The sequence below is a fragment of the Halodesulfovibrio spirochaetisodalis genome (genome assembly GCF_001672295.1).
Classification (GTDB): domain Bacteria; phylum Desulfobacterota; class Desulfovibrionia; order Desulfovibrionales; family Desulfovibrionaceae; genus Halodesulfovibrio; species Halodesulfovibrio spirochaetisodalis.
The window spans coordinates 210,180-229,497 of sequence record NZ_JXMS01000001.1 but is presented as its reverse complement, the minus strand read 5'-3'; the positions used below and the strand labels follow the sequence as shown (position 1 = coordinate 229,497).

The window sequence follows — 19,318 nt, the reverse complement described above, 5'->3', positions numbered from 1 at the left end:
CGTATGTATTCACGCGCAGTCACTTAAGGTTGCGCTTAAACGATATATTCCAAGACCAACTGCTTGATGATTGGCTTCATCAATGCAGGGAAAACTATGCCTTCAAATCAAAAAAAACTTTTTATCAACCTTGCGCTCATCGGGCTGCTGGTTGCTATTGTACTTACACTGCGTAAGCTCGGCATTGCTGAGGTTCTTGAACCTGAGTGGGTCGATACACATATCCGAAATACCGGAATTCAGGGCGTACTGTTATTCATCGGGCTTGCAGCTATGCTCACAGGAATGGGAATCCCAAGGCAACTTTCTGCGTTTTGTGCAGGCTACGCCTTTGGTGCCGTACACGGCTTTTTAGCCGCCATTACTGCTGTTACACTCGGCTGCATCTGTTGCTTCTGGATTGCACGATTTCTCGGGCGGGAGACAATTAACCGAAGATTTCCACACCATCTGAACGGTATCAACAGCTTTTTACAAAACGCCCCGTTCCAGACAGCTATTATTGTCCGCCTGCTTCCGGTAGGCAGTAACCTCGCTACCAATGTTGTTGCGGGAGTAAGCAGCATTCGCCCACTACCGTTTGTAGCCGGTTCTTCATTGGGCTACATGCCGCAAACGCTCATATTTTCCCTGTTGGGGAGCGGCGTAACAGTAGAGCCAGTACTCCGCACAAGTGTAAGTGCCGTATTGTTTATTCTTTCTTCCGCTCTGGGTGTACGGTTATATAAGAAATACCGCACACTCTCAGCACAATTTGAGCAGGACGCATAGCACCTGCAAAACCTAATAAATATCGGCCTGTTGATCTTTTTCATCTTACGGTAACAGACCTGCACAACGGCTTTTAGCCTGACTGTCATGTCTTTCACGAATCAATGCTAGTTGCAGCATACAGGCCGACCACAAAACGCAACACCTCGCTATAAAGCATAAAAAAGGGTGGAGTTACGTAACTCCACCCTTTCTTTTACTTATAAAAAGTAGCCCGCTTCCCAGCAGGTACAAGCCGCCAGTCAAAAGCAGATGTATAACGGCTTCTACACTTACATGTAGATATTACTGTATAACGTCGGGAACCAGTAACCCTGCATTACGTTTGAGCCGGATAATACGGTTGTATGACTCCTGAACGCGCTCCAGTGAGATCTCACCATTGTGTACAGCCCACGTCAGCGCCGTCACAATCTTGCATACCACGTCAGGGTCATACTCAATATTATTGCCCACAAGCACAATATCGCTTCCTGCCTTTACAGCTTTTATCGCAGCATCTTCAATAGAATATTCATTAGTAATGGCTTCCATCTGCAAATCATCAGTCACCACAACTCCAGAAAACTTGAGCTGCTTACGAAGAATATCTGTAACAACTGCATAGGACAGTGAAGCGGGGCAATTCTCGTCAATTTTTTTATTATACAAATGCCCTACCATAACAACATGCGCAGGCTCGGTGCCAATCAACTCTGAATATGGGAGGAGCTCTGAACTGGACCATGTCTGCGAGATGTCAGGCAGTCCGTTATGAGAATCTTCCAAGGAACTGCCGTGTCCGGGAAAATGCTTATATCCGGCAATCACGCCATACCGCCCCATTCCTTGGGCAAAGGCGTGTGCGTAGGTTGCCACCTTGGAAGGGTCATCACTAAAACTGCGCTCTATGGCACCGATTACAGGACACTCTGGATTCACATTTACATCCAGCACCGGAGCAAAATTCATATTTACCCCGACGTCCTTCAAGTATGATCCGGTCTTTTCCCCTGCTGCAAACGTTTCGTTCACAGGCTTTTTCCCCAGAAGCTGAGCCGAGGGAGTTCCGTTAAACCCGTGGGCAGGCTTAAAGCGAGCCACATACCCGCCTTCCTGATCAACAGCAACAAACAGAGGAATTTCTGAATGCTCCTGTAACGCAGCAACAAGTTCGCGAACCTGTTCCTTGCTTAAAATATTACGGACGGCCTGCGGGCGCAGGTAATCTTTCTCAAATAAAATAACACCACCAATTCCGTGCTGTTTAATATCACGCAGCACAGCTTGCGCAGTTGTTGCCCCTTCTCCTCTGAATCCGACCATAACCATCTGGCCGACCATTGTTTTCAGGGAAACTTCCTGAGCTGTATCTTCAGCAACGCAGTGCGTTGCAATCATCAGAAACAAGACACAGTACGCTAGAATTTTTCGCATACTTCTATTTCAACTCCTGGTGTTATCTGACATTTCACACGAATATTTTTGCCCACAGTTCCATAATCCCCGACCATATTGAATGATTGCTTCTCAGTAACTTGTATGTCGTCAACCTCAACAACAATGTCTCGTCGAGCAAAATAGGTAACCAACGCTTCTTTTGCGTCCAATACGGCATCAAGTAATGAATAACTTGAAGGAACGCTGCGCCGTTCACCCATGACAGGGATAAAAAGAATCTGTGCTTCTGTATCTGCAAAAAGCTCCAGCTCAAATGTGGGTCTGGTTACTGCCGCACCAATAGCATTTGCTACGGCAAATTGCGGCACTGTCTGTACAGACATTTCCAGCGCATCTGCCAGTAACGTTCTGAACGCTTCAGCAGGCCCGCCCATAATGCTCACCTGATCCGGTAACACATCGTTTCCATGCAACATTTCCCGAATAGTATACACGGGAGTACTGTTCACTTCTGCGATAAAATCGTGCACAGCTTGTGATATTGTTGTCACAGCAAGGTTAATGGCAGCCGAAGCAAATGCATGCGGTTCCTGACCACACTCTGCAGCAAGAGCTTCAATCCCCTGCCTGCTTGCTTCCACATTACCGAACGAGGCATGACCACAGTAAATAAGCGCGTCCATAAGTGCTGGAGAACTTCCACCTTCAGCCATACACACGCCCTTTCGCTCCGGCCCGACACGCACTGCTCCTGCTGAATACTGCAGGGCAGAATCTCCACCAACACCAATGGAGCGGGTTTTCAGTGCCCGCACAAGAGTTGGGAAGCTCCCGACGGCAATGCCATCCTTTTCCACAAGCGGAGTACCGGCAACCAGCAACGCGATATCTGTTGTAGTACCGCCGATATCCAGAATAAGCGTATCGCCTTCCTTGTCTTCTTCAAGAGCCGCAGCTTCCCGCTGGGCAAGTACCCCCATAACGCTTGCCGCAGGGCCAGATAAAATGGACTCAACAGGCAATTCACGGGAGCGCTCCAACGGCATGGTGCCACCATCTGCTTTTAAAATAGAAACAGGGGCAGCAATGCCTTTTGCACGAACTCCAGCCTCTACCGCATCGGCAAAAGTATTATAGAGGCGCCATACAGCCGAGTTATAATACGCCGTTGCAATACGGCGGGGAAAATCCAGCTGACCGGAAAAACGATGCCCAAGAGAAATTACGTCACTTTTTCCTGCAAGTGCGTCTGCAATACGCTCTTCATGTGCAGGGTTACGTGTAGAAAATTTGCTCACTGCCGCATACGCAGTAACACCCGCCGCAACGCAAGTATCAACAGCATCTGAAACTTCAGCATCTGAAACAGGAGCGACTTCTTCCCCCCTGTGGTCAATTGAACCGGATACAGGAAAATAAAATTTACCGGTTTGAAAATTATATGGATCAATGCCCGGCCCTGAGGAAACAATCACACCGACTTCATCAGTGCGTCCTTCAACAATGGCATTGGTAGAAAGAGTCGTGGACAGATTAAGGCGAGTCACATCTTCGGGTGAAACAGCCTCAAGTACTATCTCCAGTGCGCCCAGTACCGACGATAACAGATCATCATGCACTGTAGGCACTTTTCCGGAGGCAACCACATTCCCACTCTCAACGGCCACTGCGTCGGTGTGCGTACCACCGACATCAATACCAATAAGCATGGTTTCCTCCTGTTATGTTTTATACAGTGTTCAGTGTATGCAAAAAAGGCAGACAATGCCAAGTAAACTGTCATTGTCTGCCCTGTTATACTTGTTGATAAAAACAAATATTAAAGCTCGTCGCCTTCCAGCATCAAAATGGCAAGCCGGATAGCTTCTCTGAAGCTGTTTGTGTGAGCAATATCCTTACCCACAATATCAAATCCGGTTCCGTGGTCTACGGAAGTACGCACGAACGGCAACCCGAGCGTTACGTTAACCGCTTCTGAAAAGTGAAGCAACTTAAGCGGAGCAAGCCCCTGATCATGGTACATAGCTACAACAGAGGAATATACTCCACGCGCAGCTTTGTGAAACAACGTGTCAGCAGGGAACGGCCCTTCTATATTCATGCCCGCTTCCTGTGCCTTGAGCACTGCGGGAGCGATAATATCTCTATCTTCAGTTCCGATTTTACCGGACTCTCCGGCGTGAGGATTCAATCCACACACTGCAACAGGTCTCTCCCCGTGCCCTATCTGCTTCATAAATTCATCTGTAAGCCTGAAAGTACGCAGCAGACGTTCCTCTGTAATCATATCTGCCACATCACGAAGCGGAGGGTGCGTCGTCACCAGACTTACACGGAGTATTTCACCGCACAAATGCATGCAGACTTCATCAGATTTCAACCCAGCATAACGGGCTAAAAATTCAGTATGTCCAGGAAAATCAAAACCAGCTTCCTGCAACATTGCCTTGTGCAACGGCAATGTTACCATGCCTGTGGCAATACCGTCGGTAATGCACTGACACGCAGCTTTGAGTGATTCGCCCGCTATAAAACCGCCTTCTTTTGTAACTTTACCAACAGTAACAGGAGTATCGCGAATAGACGCGGGTTCATACAAGTACACACCGTATGCCTTTGTCTTAATGTCGCGCGGAGACTCAATAGTCTCCCAGAACGGGTCCATATTAAGTCGCTCGGTATGTGCCAGTAACGAAGCAGCTGAACCAATCATAATAATCGGGCGCTTCGCGGCAATGAAGATATCTTCACCAAACAGACGGCAGGCCAGTTCCGGCCCCAGTCCATTTGCATCACCAAGTGTAATGAGAAGCGTTTTCTTTGGCATAACAAACTCGAATTACGTATGTAGTCATTATATGACAATGTCTTACCAAGTCAGAACAGGGCAGTACATAACGGCCACATTCTGAAATGCGGGATAAAATTAGGCGCTTTCCTTCCGGCTGTCCAGAACCATCCTGTTTTTATAAATTATTCAGTAAGTTCAGCCTACAACTCATTCAACACACTCAAATCACAACAGGATACCCAAAGCTACTCCGCTAATGCCTACCTATGTGTATAACCATGATGCACCAATACACAGGTTTGTCACCAATATGTTCCCCTTTGGAATTTGCCCTAACAAAAAACACACTGTACATTATGGTCTTCAATAAGACATACTGTTCAAGACCAATCCGCCATTTATGCAAGGAGCATCCACATGCCCGAAAAGCGCGCACGTTATAAAGATTTACATATTTCTACTGAGATTCCGACTCTGGGAAGCCCTAAAATCCCTTCTCCACTCGCTGCTTGCCGATTTGAAACAGACGACCGCGGTGTTGATTTCTATCTGGACAACGAACTTCACGAAGAAATCACCGACGAACCGATCCCGCTCTGCTTTGAAAAAGCCGGTCCTCGCGAGCACGTCTTTTTTGATACCCCCAAGACCAAATGTGCCATTGTTACCTGCGGCGGCCTTTGCCCGGGAATCAACGAGGTTATCCGCTCCATTGTCATGGCAGCATTCCACAACTACCACGTCAGCAGTGTGCTCGGCATCAAATATGGTCTTGAAGGCTTTATTCCTGAATACGGGCATGAAGTGGTTGAACTTACCCCGCAGATGGTTTCCAACATCCACCTGCTCGGCGGTACTATTCTTGGTTCATCCCGAGGTCCGCAGTCCACAGAGCAAATCGTTGATGCGCTCGAACGCCTGAATGTCAGCTGTTTATTCATGATCGGCGGTGACGGCACCATGAAAGCTGCCAACGCAATTGTGGACGAGGTAACAAAACGTAATCTGAAAATTTCCGTTATCGGTGTCCCGAAAACCATTGATAACGACATTGATTTTATTCCGCAGACATTCGGCTTTGAAACGGCTGTAGATAAAGCCACAGAAGCAATTCAATGTGCTCACACAGAAGCACAAGGTTCCATGAACGGAATCGGCTTGGTCAAACTGATGGGACGTGAATCCGGCTTCATTGCCGCACACGCTTCGCTTTCCCTGAAAGAAGTCAATTTTGTGCTCATTCCTGAAAAGGAATTTGCCCTGTACGGCGAAGGTGGACTGCTTGAAAATCTTGAGGAACGTCTGCTGACCCGTCGTCATGCAGTTATTGTTGTGGCTGAAGGCGCAGGACAGCACCTTGTTTCTGACACAAACTTAAAAGACGCATCCGGTAACAAGGTTCTTGGTGACATTATGAGTTTCCTGAAAAAGGAAATTCATAGCTACATGACTGAACGCGACATCCCGTATACAATCAAGCTTATTGATCCGAGCTATATTATCCGTTCAGTTCCGGCCAATGCGAATGATCGGGTATACTGCGGCTTCTTGGGACAAAACGCTGTCCATGCAGCCATGGCAGGAAAAACTGCGATGGTTGTATCAAAACTTATGGACAGATTCGTACATCTTCCATTACGTCTCGTAACCCGCAAACGCCGCAGGCTGAACACTCAGTCCGACTACTGGCGCGCGGTTATGGAATCCACAGGACAATCTACTCTAGTCGACTACAGAGACAAGCCTCGCACCGAATCCGAGGACTTTGAAGACGTATAGTGCGTCTTGTCTGTTGTTCCAGTTTAGACAACTATCGATGTATCACCTTATGTAAGGAGGGTGCCCCCTCCTTACATAAGGACAAATCCTCTTGCCAGCGACGTGTGCACGAAATCAGTGCGCACTGTGGAAATCAACGATATACTGCGCACAACACATATCAGCCTGATCGGGTTCCCTCCCGTGTATACAGACTTCTGCACCACAACCAATCCGGACGTTCCACATGCTTCAACAGATTAAAGCCGCTGCCGGTTCCGGCAAAACATACACTCTCACACGCCAGTTTCTTGAACTTCTTGCCAGTGCAGCACAGGATGAAGCCCAAGAAAAAAACACAGCATGCGCCATTGCCAATCCGGATGGTTCATTTAACTGGTATGAAATCCTTGCAGTTACGTTCACCAACAAAGCGGCAACAGAAATGCGCGAACGTGTCATTCATTCATTAAAAGAATGTGCGTTGCAGACTGACCCGACAAACCCTGCGCAGGGATGGAACCCAAAAGACGCGCACCGCTGGGTCAACAGACTTTTGCAACGTTACTCCTCTCTGAATATCCGCACTATCGACAGTCTGCTGAACATGCTTGTGCGTCTTGGAGCACTTGATCTTTCTTTGCCGCCAGATTTCGAACCGATTTTTGATGATGCCGTACTGTTTGACCCGCTGTATGACCAGATGCTTACCCGCGCGTCACAAGGCGGCAACGAGCGTGCTCTGGTCAAAGAAGCATGTAAGTCACTCCTGTTCCATACAGATATGAACGGCTTTGTACCGGGAGACAGACTGCGTGAAAAAGTTCATACCTTAATGCAGTACCGTCTGGAGCATGGAGCACTGCCGGATGTTGACGGTGATGCCCTGCGCGGATGGCTGGGCATGCTCCATGAAGAACTGAATCACTGCGCTACTTCTATACAGAAATTCATTGCGGAAGAGGGAATCAAACCAGCTGCAAACTTTACCAAGTTTTTGGATAAATGCCTTGCGCTCTCAATTTTCTCCTCAAAGCTTCCATCAGCAACCTATGCGAAAAAACCGTCCATTGACGACTGCGTCCTGAAAGCTTCCAAGGGGAAAGCATCCTCAGAGTTGCATAAGGCCTATGCGGACATGTGCAATGCATTTGCTATGCTGGAAGTCCAAGGAGCAATTCTGCGCAAAGCATTGGAACTGGTTCCTTTCATCAATATTGCCGAACCGCTTGCTGCGGAAGTCGAAACACTGCAGCGGGAAAAAGGGATTATTCCTGCATCACAGTGGCCAATCTATGCTCAGAAGGTGCTCAGCGGCGAGCATGCTGCCTCAGAAGCGTTCTGCCGCATGGGCACCCGCCTCACGCACCTGCTCATTGATGAATTTCAGGACACATCCAAAACACAGTGGAAAGCGATTGAGCCATTAGCTGTGGAGTGTCTGGCAAAAGACGGCTCGGTTGTCTATGTGGGCGATGTAAAACAGGCGATCTACGGCTGGCGTGGCGGTGACTCTGACTTATTTGACGGAATCCTGAACGAAGATGCCATTCAGGCTGTCGCCCACGATCCTGAACGCACCACCCTTGATAACAACTGGCGCAGCAGCGAAAACGTGGTGCTGTTCAACAACGAAATTTTCTCACGCCTCGAAGATGAAGATACTGCCAAGCGTATCGCCAATGATCTTGTAGGAAAAGCCTCCCCAGAGGTTGTTGATGAACTTGCTGCTGAAATTGTGGCTGGTTTTTCCGGCGCTGCGCAAAAAGTCCCGCCACATAAGGAAGGAAGCGGCGGCCTTGTAAAGCTGTACGATATTGAAGCCGAAAACACTGAAGCTCTTTTTGAGTCCGTACATGGCGAGTTGAAAAAACTGTTTGTGGACGACTTACAGCACCGCCGTAAACTACGCGACATTGCTGTGCTTGTACGCACCAATGGTGAAGCAAACATGCTTGCCAACTGGCTTGTGGAATGGGGCTTCCCTATTATTACTGAAAACAGCCTGTGCATTGCCGACCATCCAGTTATTCAACAAATCGTCAACCTTCTCACATTCCTTGATTACCCGCTGAATGATGTAGCGTTCTGGTCTGTTATCAGCGGCACAGAGCTTGTGGGTGATATTGCCGGACTTGATAGAACAGCCTTGGATGACTGGCTGGCAACACCACGTACCGGCACATTGTTTAACGCATTCAAGGCAGATTACCCGCAGGTATGGGAACAGTGGATTGCACCATTCTATTCTCAGGCAGGGTTAATGAGTGCCTATGACACGGTACGCGAAGCCTTTGAACACTTTGACGTCTTCAGGCGATTCCCGCAGGATGAAATTTTCCTTCGACGCTTCCTTGAGATTGTACACAGCGCAGAAACCAATGGTTTGCGCTCTCTTTCCGCATTTCTCACATTCTGGCAGGAAGGCGGCGTAGAAGAAAAAGTGCCTATGCCGGAAAATCTGGATGCTATCCGCATCATCACCATGCACAAATCCAAAGGACTGGAATTTCCTGTGGTAATTATCCCGTTCCATCATCAAATGCAGCAACGCCCCTCAGGACAGGAGGCTTTTACCTTTAACGGGCAGGACATTCTTGTACCGCAATGCAAAGAACTTGGGGACGACTACTACCGTGCTGTTGGTAAAGATGCCCGTGAACAACTACACCTTCTCTATGTTGCATGGACTCGTCCTGTTGAGGAACTCCACGCCGTTATCAGCGCCACACCAACACACGAACGCACGTCTCCCCTGCTCAAAAGCTTGCGGGTTCTGTTGGCAGACCTTCAGGATAAAATGGATGAAAAAGGGTGCATCACCCTTGGTGAAGTTCCTGAAAACACGCGGGCAGAAGAGCAAACCGAAGACGACCAGACTGAAAAGCTTCTTCCTGAACATGAAGAAGTACTCGCATGGAAACCTATGCACTGGCTTCCACGCTTGAAGATTTTCCGTAACCCGCTGGAAGAGATCATTTACGATGAACGCAGGCGCGGCATTCTTGTACATACGTGCCTTGAGCATCTGCGTGTGCTGGATAATCCGCGTGAAGATGTGCATCGTGCCATCCAGCATGGTATGCGTGAATACCCTCTGCCAATGGAGAACAGAGTTGAAGTGGAAGAAGAGCTGGCAGACATGCTGCTGTGGCTGACATCACTGCCGCAATTCACAACATGGCAGCACTATGGCAGACCGGAGCAAGGCATTATGGACGAACACGGCAACCAGCATAGAGCCGACCTGCTAGTACGCGAGCCGGACGCCATAACCATTGTTGAGTATAAAACCGGCGGTCACGACCCTGCACATAAACAGCAGGTACGCCGTTACCTCAACTTGCTTAATGCCATGCCTGCCTATGACAACTGCGCTCTGACAGGCACTATTATCTACCTTGATTCACGCGAAACTGTTGACGTTACCCTTTCCACCGGAGCCTAACCATGCATGCTGAACCATTTGTCATTATCCCTTGGCAGAACGACTTTATCTCCGGCCTCATGGAACGGGTACTGGCTGACACAGACAATAATCCGGGTGATGCACTCATCATCTTCCCGCATTCACGTCCGCGTAAATATTTATCCGACAGCCTGCGATTTAATGAAGCACTGCCAAAGCCGTTTCTTATGCCGCAGATATTTCAGGTCAGTGACGTTTTCCAGATGCTACGCAGCGAACTGGAAGCAACCCCTCCGCACGTTATCGAGGTTCTCGACCGGATTGCACTGTTGATGGAGTGTATTCAGGGTATTAACAAAAAAGATACGTTCACATCAGGCCCATTGCAGTCATTACCACTTAATGACCCACAACGATTTTTTCCGTGGGGAATGCGCCTCAACTCGCTTTTGGAAGATTTTTTCAACCAGAACAAAACACCTGAAGACTACTACCACATGGAAGGACAGGTTGTTCCGTTTGCTGCGATTTTGCTTGGACAGCTGGGACGCATACATGATGCGTACACTGAAAAACTGGAAACGCGAGGCTGGACAACACCCGGGTATGACGCTTTTCGCGTACTGCAATTGCTGAAAGAAAGCAGCAATCCCGTCATGAGCCTCATGCATAAAAAAATATATGTAGCGGGCTTCTATGGTCTTACAGGGGTAGAAAAAGAACTGTTCCGTATTCTGCGTACCGAATACGGTGCAACCATCGTGCTCCACTCGGACGCAGCACTCACTACGGGGGGCAATACTCACTGGGCATGCCGTGAACACAAAAAGTGGATTACTGAATGGTCTGTAAACACGGAATTAAGCGAAGAACCACAGCTTCGAGAACAGGATCTGCAACTCTATGAAGGGTTCGACCTGCACTCCCAGCTTGATGCCATGGAGCAAAAGCTACTGCAGCAGGACACCATAGGGGATACTGCTGTTGTTCTGCCTGACACAGGGCTGATGATGCCGGTACTGCACCACTTGCCACGCAAGGATGTGAACATCTCCATGGGCTATCCGCTCTGGCGCTCAAACCTGTTCCAGCTGCTGGAAGTTGTGCTGCACCTTCAGGAAAAAAAACGCGCAGACGGGTACTATTGGAAAGACATTATTGCCCTTATCCGTCACCCGTATATTAAAATGCTCTCCATCGGTGAGGAACGCCCTTTCGGCGTCACACTGCACAACATGGAAAAAGAGCTACGAAGAGGGAAAAGCTACACTACCCCGTTCACCATTCCTTTCACACGGGATGAAAACGCGGCTGCTTCTGAAGAAGAAATGCAGGAGTTGCTGCACAGAGTGCTTTCCTGCTCCATAACCGCATGGGAAGAAATTTCAACTCCTGCTCAATTAGCAGATACCCTAGCAGACTTATGTACGGTTTTACTGGAGCACGGCGGCAATCTATGGGAACGATTCCCGATTGATGCGGAATCCATGTACCGCATTATGCGCAAAGTTATTCCTTCCTTGCGCGAATGTACCCTTGCTCATGAAGAATTTTCACAGGGAGTTTTGTTTACCATTCTGCGAGAAATTATCCGTGGAGAGCGCGTTCCATTCGAAGCAGACCCACTTACGGGATTGCAAGTTCTCGGCATGCTGGAATCACGCCTGCTGCATTTTAAAAATGTGTATGTACTTGATGCAACAGAGAACAAACTCCCCGGTCTGCCCGGTAATGACCCGCTGCTACCAGATACTCTTCGCTCCATGGTCGGATTGCCGGACGCACGCCACCGCGAAAGTGTTGCTGCATACAACTTCTACCGCCTGATTCATGGTGCGGAGAATGTACACGTCTTGTATCAGACAGGTTCAGAACGAAGCGGAATTTTTGAAGAAAAACACATACGTTCCCGCTTTGTAGAAGAGCTGTTGTGGAAAGAGGAATGCAAACAAGGCAAGCTGCTTAAAGCAGGAAATGCTCCGCTACATGGCATAAGCTATCCTGTCACTACCATTAAGAAAGATGACCATTGCATTGAGCGCACCCCTGCCATTCACGACAGGATTGAAGAATTTCTGGCAAAGCCGGTCTCCCCTTCCGCACTTAATACGTACCTTCACTGCCCAATGCAGTTTTATCTGGAACGCATCGGAAACCTGCGTCCTGTAGATGAAGTAAACGAAGCAGAAGATTTTGCAGCCATTGGTGACCTTTTCCACAAAGTATTAGAAAAATTTTTTACAGGCTATCTGCATAAAGAAACCGACTTCAGCAAGCTTGATCCGGAACCGCTGCAACTGCTTTTTGTGCAAATGCTTCATGATTCCAGCTTAAAGGAAGAAGTTCCATACGACTCCTTCATCATGCTTGAAACTGCGGGTAAGGAGCGACTTAAACGCTTCCTGAAAAATCAGCCTATAGCCAAAATTGACTCTCTGGAAAAAAGACTTATCCAAACTATTGGTGTCGACAACAAAGAGCGCTCCATTGCCGGAATTGCGGACCGCATCGACATCCGAGAAAACACACGAGTGATTCTTGACTACAAAACAGGCAGTATTCACAAACCTGACACAGGGCTGTGGCAAGATGAATTCCTGATGGCGCAGATTCGCACATGGAATGGCGGGATTGAAGACCCGCTGGAGCAGCTTGCAGACAAAATTGTCAACCTGCAATTGCCGTCCTATCTATACATGATGCATGATCCGAGACTGACATCTACTTGCGACGCAGGATGGGTTGAACTGAAAAAAGACGGTAAGGAGCATCTTTTCTTCGAAAAAATTGAGGAAGAGCTGCATGATAATATTATCAAGGAACAAATCCCGCTCATTCTGCAGTTCATGTTGCGACACATCGAAAAATCACCGGTGGTTAGACCAAGAAAAGGTCGACACTGCCAATGGTGCACTTGCACTGCGGGCTGTTCTGTGTAAAGAATAGCTCGAAGCAAATAATTGGGTGCTGTATGTCAATCTAACTACAACACTCTGACTGCGAGACACCGCGCAGTACATATAATCACAATGCGGAATTGAAGCGCCGCATTTGGAGGACTGAATCATGTCATTTCCTACCTTGAAGATTGGCGACGTTGTTGCCAATACTCCTATTATTCAGGGAGGTATGGGCGTTGGGATTTCTCTTTCCAATCTTGCTAGTGCCGTTGCCAATGAGGGAGGCATCGGAGTTATTGCTGGCGCGATGATCGGAATGGCAGAGCCTGACGTAGGCAAAAACCCTATGGAAGCAAACATCCGTGCTATGCGTAAAGAAATTCGTAAAGCAAAAGAGATGACCAAAGGGGTACTCGGAGTAAACATTATGGTTGCTCTGACAAACTTTGCCGACCTCGTAAAAACCTCTCTTGATGAAAAGATCGACGTAATCTTCTCAGGTGCAGGGCTTCCTATGGATTTACCTGCATACTTGAAAGAGTACTATGAAGAACACAAGGAAAAGGCTCACACTAAGCTTGTGCCTATCGTCTCATCAGCTCGCGCTGCTAAGATTCTTTGTAAAAAATGGGCTGCCAAGTATGATTACCTGCCGGACGCCTTTGTGGTTGAGGGACCCAAAGCCGGTGGACACCTTGGTTTTAAAGCTGACCAGTTAGAAGATCCTGACTTTGCACTTGAAAAAGTTGTAAGTGAAGTAATCGATACTGTTAAAGAGTTTGAAGCTAAATCAGGAAAATCCATTCCTGTTATCGCTGCGGGGGGCATCTACTCCGGTGAAGATATTAAAAAATTCATCGACATGGGTGCTGCAGGCGTACAGATGGGAACCAGATTTGTTGCAACAGACGAGTGTGACGCTGACGACCGTTTTAAACAAGCGTACGTTGATGCAAAAAAAGAGGACGTAACCGTTATCAAGAGCCCTGTGGGACTCCCGGGTCGCGCTCTCAAAAACAAGTTTGTTGAAGACTCTAGAAAAGGCCTTAAAAAGCCGTTCAAGTGCCCATTTGAATGCATTCATAACTGCGCACATGAACAAAGCCCGTACTGCATTGCTGCAGCACTGCTTAATGCTAAAAAAGGTAACTTGTCTCGAGGATTTGCATTCTCCGGCACCAACGTTCACCGTATTAAAGAAATTGTTCCTGTGAAGAAGCTTATTGATTCTTTACGAAACGAATTCGTATCTACTACCAAGTAGAACATCCCTTTCTGTTAACAGAAAAAGCCGTGACCATCAGGTCACGGCTTTTTTCCGTTATTTTCTCCAACTCCCGTCACATCAAATATACATACAATTCGGGGCTATACCCTACAGAAACACCCCGCAAGACTTGATATTCTACGACCATAATATTGTGCAGTACCGCCCTGTCCTCTATGCTTAAGGATAAGCAAAGGAGCTGACACATGACGATTACGCCAGATACATTACGATCTAAAATATTAACATTTTATCCTGAGATAACTAAGCTCGGAATCGACTTAACCGTTCATTTTGATCAGGATAAAGGTGCGTGGGTGGCTCAGCTTGCTAAACACCAGCATGAGCTCATTACGTATATTGATCCACAAGATGCTATGGAATGTCTGGATGACATAGAATGTGTTCATCTAGGAACGCAGATTGGACAGTTTATTTTTAATTATTGTAGCGAAGGAACTGAGTGTAAAACCTAATAAATTACACCACTCCTGAGGGCTGCCATTTACGTACTCGGCGGGGGACGCAGTCGTATACAGGCAGTCCTTTTTTGTGCCTAACCTATCCCAGAAAATCAGCAATGCCCTGTGCTTTCAAAATATCTGTTGTAATACCGCAACCTGCCAACAGCGTTCCGACACTTTTTTTCCCGACTCCCGTCACGCTAAATTGCTGACGACGCAAACCGGCAGTCATGGCAGCTGAAAGTAGCAACTGCAATAATTCAAGATTCCCACCAACAGGCTTCTGCAACACCAGCTCGATATCAGCATGCGATGAAAGTAATTCAAGCAATGCTGCGCGCAGTTCTTCTGCTTCAATTGAGTTTTGAATTCCTGCAACTTCCAGCGTTACAAAATTACCATCCCTTGAAACATCAAATCCATACATTTTTTCAGCAGGCGCACTACTCACATCTGCCGCTGAAGGACTTGACGTAATCTGTTCAGGTAATTCCTGCTGAGCTTTATTCAGAGAATGTGCAGTAATGCCTGCAGAAAGCGCTTCTTCGAAAAGCTCTCCTTCCAGCTCTGCCTCAAGCAAAGCAAAAGCATCACTACTTGCTGGCTCCTGAGTTGCTACTCTCTGTACATTCAATTGAGAAGCGCTGCTCTCTGTTGGAATCAAAGCAGGATCAGGAACTGCAGTAACAGACTGCGAGCCGGAATTTTCTTTACCCAGAAATTGCTCTTCTGTCCCCCGTACTTGTCGTTGTACTGAAGGAACATCACCCGCTTCTGAAGCTGTCTCTTCGCTGTTTTGTGCCTCACTTGCATAACCATACCGTGCTGTCCACGCAGGCTTTGGGGAGTTAAACGACTCCATACCAACCTGATGAATAGCTTGAGCAGGAATATCCAGCACCATCTGCAACTGTTCCTCAGTAAGCACCGTTGCAAACAAAATTTCTAAATATGTGCCAGACTCCGGCGGAGCAAAACGTACGCCCAGTATCTGCCCGCTTTTGTAAAGAAATTGCAGTAAAGAAAACGGAGTAAATTGCGTTCCTGCCAGCATGCCTGTGTCATCCAGTTCGAGCACATAACACATGCTCTCCTGCATAAAGTCATCTTGCAGAGCATACCCTGTAACAGAAAACGCGATATCATTATCCGGACTGCGTAACGTGTTTTGAGCAAGCAAACTTTTCGCATCGTCAGGCCATGCTCTTTGCACCAGCGACCGCAACGCATCTATGGCATTGGAAATTTTTTCTGTATCTGCATCATCCAAAAAAGCCACCAAGGCACTAAACGCTCTGATAACTTCTCGTATATGTATAGAAGAAAGGGCTAACTGTTTCTTACGGAACGCCCCGGTCACAAGTTGCAACAAATCAACCAGAACAGCAGCATCTGCCAGTCCGGGCAAGCTAAAACAGTTAGAAAGTATTGGTGTTGTATTATATATTGTAGACAGTAACGAGGCGTCTGCCCGCTCGGCAGACACTTCCAATTCCAGAAGAAACGGATCCAAATCTTCCAGAACAGTTCGTGCGTCTGTCAGAATTGTTCCAACAAGCGAATCCAGCATTCAACCATCACTCCCGTATGGGAAAATTCCCTTGGCATGCAATACGCCACGGCACTATACCCTGATACGGACTCAATGTACACATAACTTGCACAGCCCCCCTATAACCTGTATGTCACAACCGATGGTTCTCCTTGCCAAATTGCAAGCTTTGCGTACACTATCCCATGAACATGTTTTTTGCTTAGGCAACAGGAGGCATTGAATGTTCAAACGACTTATTATTCTTATTTGTGGAGTACTTATGACGTGCACTGCAACCGCAGCGTCTGCGGCAACGGTGACTAAACTTAAAAACGGCCTTACCGTTTTAATTCAAGAAGACAAACGCTTCCCGCTTGTCTCAACCCGACTATATGTGCATGCAGGTTCCGGCTACGAAGAACCACGTGAAGCCGGCATCAGCCATGTGCTTGAACATATGGTTTTTAAAGGCACAAAGAACTATGCAAAAGGCGAGATAGCAGCAAGCATTGAAGAACTCGGGGGCTACCTCAACGCAGCCACCAGTTTTGACTACACTGTATACATTGCTGACTTGCCTGCTGATGCATGGAAAACTGGACTCAAGGTCTTACGTGATCAGGCATTCTTTGCCACTATTGACGCTGAAGAACTTGAGTCTGAAAAAAAAGTTATTATTTCCGAGCTGGAACGTGGTGAGGACAGTCCTTTCGGCCTGCTCTTCAAGAAGCTGCAACAGCAGACTATGAAAGGAACAACCTACGCATGGCCTATCATCGGCTACCGCGAGACCATCAACTCCTTCACCCGTGAAGATATTACCAACTATATTAAAAAGCATTACCAGCCACAGCAGATGCTGCTGGTTGTGTGTGGTGATATTGATTCCAAAGCAGTGCTTGCCGAAGCTGAAAATCTTTACGGTAACTTTGAAAATACTGCCAACGTAACGCCTCCATCCGTTGTTGATATTAACAAGCTGGACATTAAAGGCCCTAACGTTCAAATCGTTGAGGGCAAATGGAACAAAGTATATCTTGGTATTTCATTCCCTATCCCCGGCTTTGAAGACGTAAATACCACTGGTATTGATATGCTGGCGCAGCTTATGGGCGGCGATAAAACTTCGCCTTTCTACCGTAAGTACCAGTATGAGAAACAGTTGGTAGATTCCATTTCCGCTTCTGCATATTCTTTTGAGCGTGCAGGTCTTATCTACATCACAGCGGTTCTGGATGCAGATAAACTTGATGAATTCTGGCCTGAACTCATGAAAGATTTACAAAACCTCAAAGCATCTGAGTTCAAAGACGAAGACATCGCCCGTGTGCGTCTGAATCTGGAAGATTCTCTTTTCCGCGCAAAAGAGACCCTCTCCGGTCTTACTTCTAAAATAGGCATGTTCGAATTCTTCTTCGACGGCGAACAAGGTGAGCAAAATTACCTTGAAGAAATCCAGAACGTAAACCGTGAACAGCTGCAAATGCTGATAGACACCTACCTCAAACCAGAACGCCTTCAGGCGACTGTTCTGGCACCACAGGAAAGCACTATCAGCGAAACGGCACTGACTGCACAGGTTGTAAAAAACTGGGAGCCAAAGCAGACTGCTGACAAAGCCATCGTCGAAAAAGATCTTGCCGGTGAAAAAGAGGTTATCGATCTCGGTAACGGCCGTCAGCTTATTCTGATTCCAGACAACACCCTGCCGTATGTTGCAATCGACATGGACTTTATGGGTGGTGACACCCTCATCACTAAAAAACAGTCCGGTCTGTCTGTCCTCGCAGCGCGAGTACTTACAAAAGGCACAGGCTCTCTGGATGCACCAGCAGTTGAAGAGTTCCTTGCTGACCGTGCTTCTTCCATTGCCGCTTCAGCAAGCAGACGAACATTCTCCGTCAGCGCACGTTATCCGGCCCGTTTCTCCGATGATATTCTGAAACTCTTCTCGCAGATGGTTCAAAATCCAACCATGGCTGCAGAAGAAGTTGACCGTGAGAAAACCGACCAGATTGCCGGAATTAAATTACGTGAAGACCAGCCTCTGGGTCTTGCAACACGTAACCTCTTCCCGTTCCTGTTTACTGACTCCATTTACAGTTACTACCATGCGGGTATCCCTGCACAGGTAGAAGCATTTACACAAAAAGACGTAAACGGATTCTGGAAAAAGCAAAAAGCAATGCCGTGGGTAATGGCTGTTGCTGGTGAATTTGACCGCGATGCGATCATTGAATTTGCTAAGCAATTACCGACACCAACTGAAAAACGTCCTGAAAAGTTTGTTCCAGAATGGAATACTGAACACACTAAGGACATTGCGCTCAAAGACCGTAATCAGGCACACCTGTTCATGATCTTTGAAACTGTACCGCTTACCAATAAAGACACAGCAGGGCTTGAGCTGATGCAGACCATCCTTGCCGGTCAGAGCGGACTTATCTTTAACGACCTGCGCGACAAACATGGACTCGGGTACACAGTTACCGCGTCCAGCTGGCAGTCCACCATCACCGGCTTCACCTACTTCTACATCGGTACTGAACCGGAAAAAGAAAAGGCTGCTATGGATGGTTTCCGCAGAATCATTAAAGAGATTCAAACAAAACCTCTTTCCCAAGAGCAGATTAAACGCGGCCAGAACCTGATGCGCGGACAGTACTACCGAGGCCACCAGAGCCTTGGAAGCCGCAGTGCAGAAGCAGCCGGACTGGCGACTGCACAACTGCCATTGACCTACAACAAAGATATTGTAGAACAAGCGCAGAAGCTTACTCCGCAAGACATTCAGGATATCGCAAAGAAATACCTCAATCCGGACAACGCTTACATTCTTCGTGTAGCACCGTAATTGAGCGTGACGATACATACACCAAAAGGGATGCCTCATATTGAGGCATCCCTTTTTATTTGCTGACAACGTCATTTTCTTTTTGTCTCCGACGGGCAGGGGGAATAATTCTCCCTGCACCCCCTGTCAGACGAAAAAAAAAGTTTTTTACTCTCAGCTTCGGCTCATCAAAGGGTGTTTGAAGCAGCAT

General features: G+C 47.5%; 11 protein-coding genes. 7 read left to right on the top strand and 4 right to left on the bottom strand.

The genetic code is table 11. From position 1 onward, the window contains the following. Positions 1-96: 96 nt before the first annotated feature. Positions 97-771 carry a TVP38/TMEM64 family protein gene (locus tag SP90_RS01080; RefSeq protein WP_066851690.1) on the top strand — a complete coding sequence of 225 codons (675 nt, stop codon included), beginning with the start codon at positions 97-99 and terminating at the stop codon, positions 769-771. Positions 772-1,056: 285 nt separating this feature from the next. Here the strand turns inward: SP90_RS01080 and SP90_RS01075 are convergent, their stop codons facing one another. The 3 genes from SP90_RS01075 to pdxA all read right to left on the bottom strand — a co-directional run bounded on the left by SP90_RS01075 (position 1,057) and on the right by pdxA (position 4,978). Continuing rightward, positions 1,057-2,187: a glycoside hydrolase family 3 protein gene (locus SP90_RS01075; protein WP_066851688.1), complete on the bottom strand. Its 1,131-nt coding sequence runs from the start codon at positions 2,185-2,187 to the stop codon at positions 1,057-1,059. Further along, positions 2,172-3,860 carry a hydantoinase/oxoprolinase family protein gene (locus SP90_RS01070; protein ID WP_066851687.1) on the bottom strand — a complete coding sequence of 563 codons (1,689 nt, stop codon included), beginning with the start codon at positions 3,858-3,860 and terminating at the stop codon, positions 2,172-2,174. Before SP90_RS01070 ends, SP90_RS01075 begins: the two co-directional genes overlap by 16 nt. 110 nt (positions 3,861-3,970) lie before the next feature. Then, positions 3,971-4,978: a 4-hydroxythreonine-4-phosphate dehydrogenase PdxA gene (pdxA, locus tag SP90_RS01065; protein WP_066851685.1), complete on the bottom strand. Its 1,008-nt coding sequence runs from the start codon at positions 4,976-4,978 to the stop codon at positions 3,971-3,973. A 381-nt stretch (positions 4,979-5,359) separates the two neighbouring features. On the opposite strand from pdxA, the gene SP90_RS01060 reads away from it, so the two are divergent. From SP90_RS01060 to SP90_RS01040, 5 genes are all read left to right on the top strand, one after another. Beyond that, positions 5,360-6,721 (top strand): ATP-dependent 6-phosphofructokinase, encoded by a 1,362-nt coding sequence (locus SP90_RS01060; protein ID WP_066851680.1) that lies wholly within the window; start codon positions 5,360-5,362, stop codon positions 6,719-6,721. Positions 6,722-6,908: 187 nt separating this feature from the next. Then, complete coding sequence (locus SP90_RS01055) at positions 6,909-10,148, top strand: UvrD-helicase domain-containing protein (protein WP_331710480.1); 3,240 nt, start codon at positions 6,909-6,911, stop codon at positions 10,146-10,148. A gap of 2 nt (positions 10,149-10,150) precedes the next feature. After that, a complete protein-coding gene (locus SP90_RS01050; RefSeq protein WP_066851677.1) occupies positions 10,151-13,048 on the top strand; it encodes a PD-(D/E)XK nuclease family protein in 2,898 nt (965 codons plus the stop codon). A 127-nt stretch (positions 13,049-13,175) separates the two neighbouring features. After that, complete coding sequence (locus SP90_RS01045; RefSeq protein WP_066851675.1) at positions 13,176-14,273, top strand: NAD(P)H-dependent flavin oxidoreductase; 1,098 nt, start codon at positions 13,176-13,178, stop codon at positions 14,271-14,273. Positions 14,274-14,482: 209 nt separating this feature from the next. Beyond that, complete coding sequence (locus SP90_RS01040; protein WP_066851673.1) at positions 14,483-14,752, top strand: hypothetical protein; 270 nt, start codon at positions 14,483-14,485, stop codon at positions 14,750-14,752. An 85-nt stretch (positions 14,753-14,837) separates the two neighbouring features. Here SP90_RS01040 and SP90_RS01035 read toward each other — a convergent pair whose 3' ends face one another. Next, a complete protein-coding gene (locus tag SP90_RS01035) occupies positions 14,838-16,310 on the bottom strand; it encodes a hypothetical protein (RefSeq protein ID WP_066851671.1) in 1,473 nt (490 codons plus the stop codon). Between the two features lie 205 nt (positions 16,311-16,515). On the opposite strand from SP90_RS01035, the gene SP90_RS01030 reads away from it, so the two are divergent. Continuing rightward, positions 16,516-19,128, top strand: coding sequence for a M16 family metallopeptidase (locus SP90_RS01030; protein WP_066851669.1), 2,613 nt, complete (start codon positions 16,516-16,518; stop codon positions 19,126-19,128). The last annotated feature ends 190 nt before the right edge of the window (positions 19,129-19,318 follow it).

What these genes read in the sequence shown, in the direction of transcription:
- SP90_RS01080 (WP_066851690.1), top strand. Translation starts at nt 97, where the DNA reads ATGCCTTCAAATCAAAAAAAACTTTTTATCAACCTTGCGCTCATCGGG.
- SP90_RS01075 (WP_066851688.1), bottom strand. Translation starts at nt 2,187, where the DNA reads ATGCGAAAAATTCTAGCGTACTGTGTCTTGTTTCTGATGATTGCAACG.
- SP90_RS01070 (WP_066851687.1), bottom strand. Translation starts at nt 3,860, where the DNA reads ATGCTTATTGGTATTGATGTCGGTGGTACGCACACCGACGCAGTGGCC.
- pdxA (WP_066851685.1), bottom strand. Translation starts at nt 4,978, where the DNA reads ATGCCAAAGAAAACGCTTCTCATTACACTTGGTGATGCAAATGGACTG.
- SP90_RS01060 (WP_066851680.1), top strand. Translation starts at nt 5,360, where the DNA reads ATGCCCGAAAAGCGCGCACGTTATAAAGATTTACATATTTCTACTGAG.
- SP90_RS01050 (WP_066851677.1), top strand. Translation starts at nt 10,151, where the DNA reads ATGCATGCTGAACCATTTGTCATTATCCCTTGGCAGAACGACTTTATC.
- SP90_RS01045 (WP_066851675.1), top strand. Translation starts at nt 13,176, where the DNA reads ATGTCATTTCCTACCTTGAAGATTGGCGACGTTGTTGCCAATACTCCT.
- SP90_RS01040 (WP_066851673.1), top strand. Translation starts at nt 14,483, where the DNA reads ATGACGATTACGCCAGATACATTACGATCTAAAATATTAACATTTTAT.
- SP90_RS01035 (WP_066851671.1), bottom strand. Translation starts at nt 16,310, where the DNA reads ATGCTGGATTCGCTTGTTGGAACAATTCTGACAGACGCACGAACTGTT.
- SP90_RS01030 (WP_066851669.1), top strand. Translation starts at nt 16,516, where the DNA reads ATGTTCAAACGACTTATTATTCTTATTTGTGGAGTACTTATGACGTGC.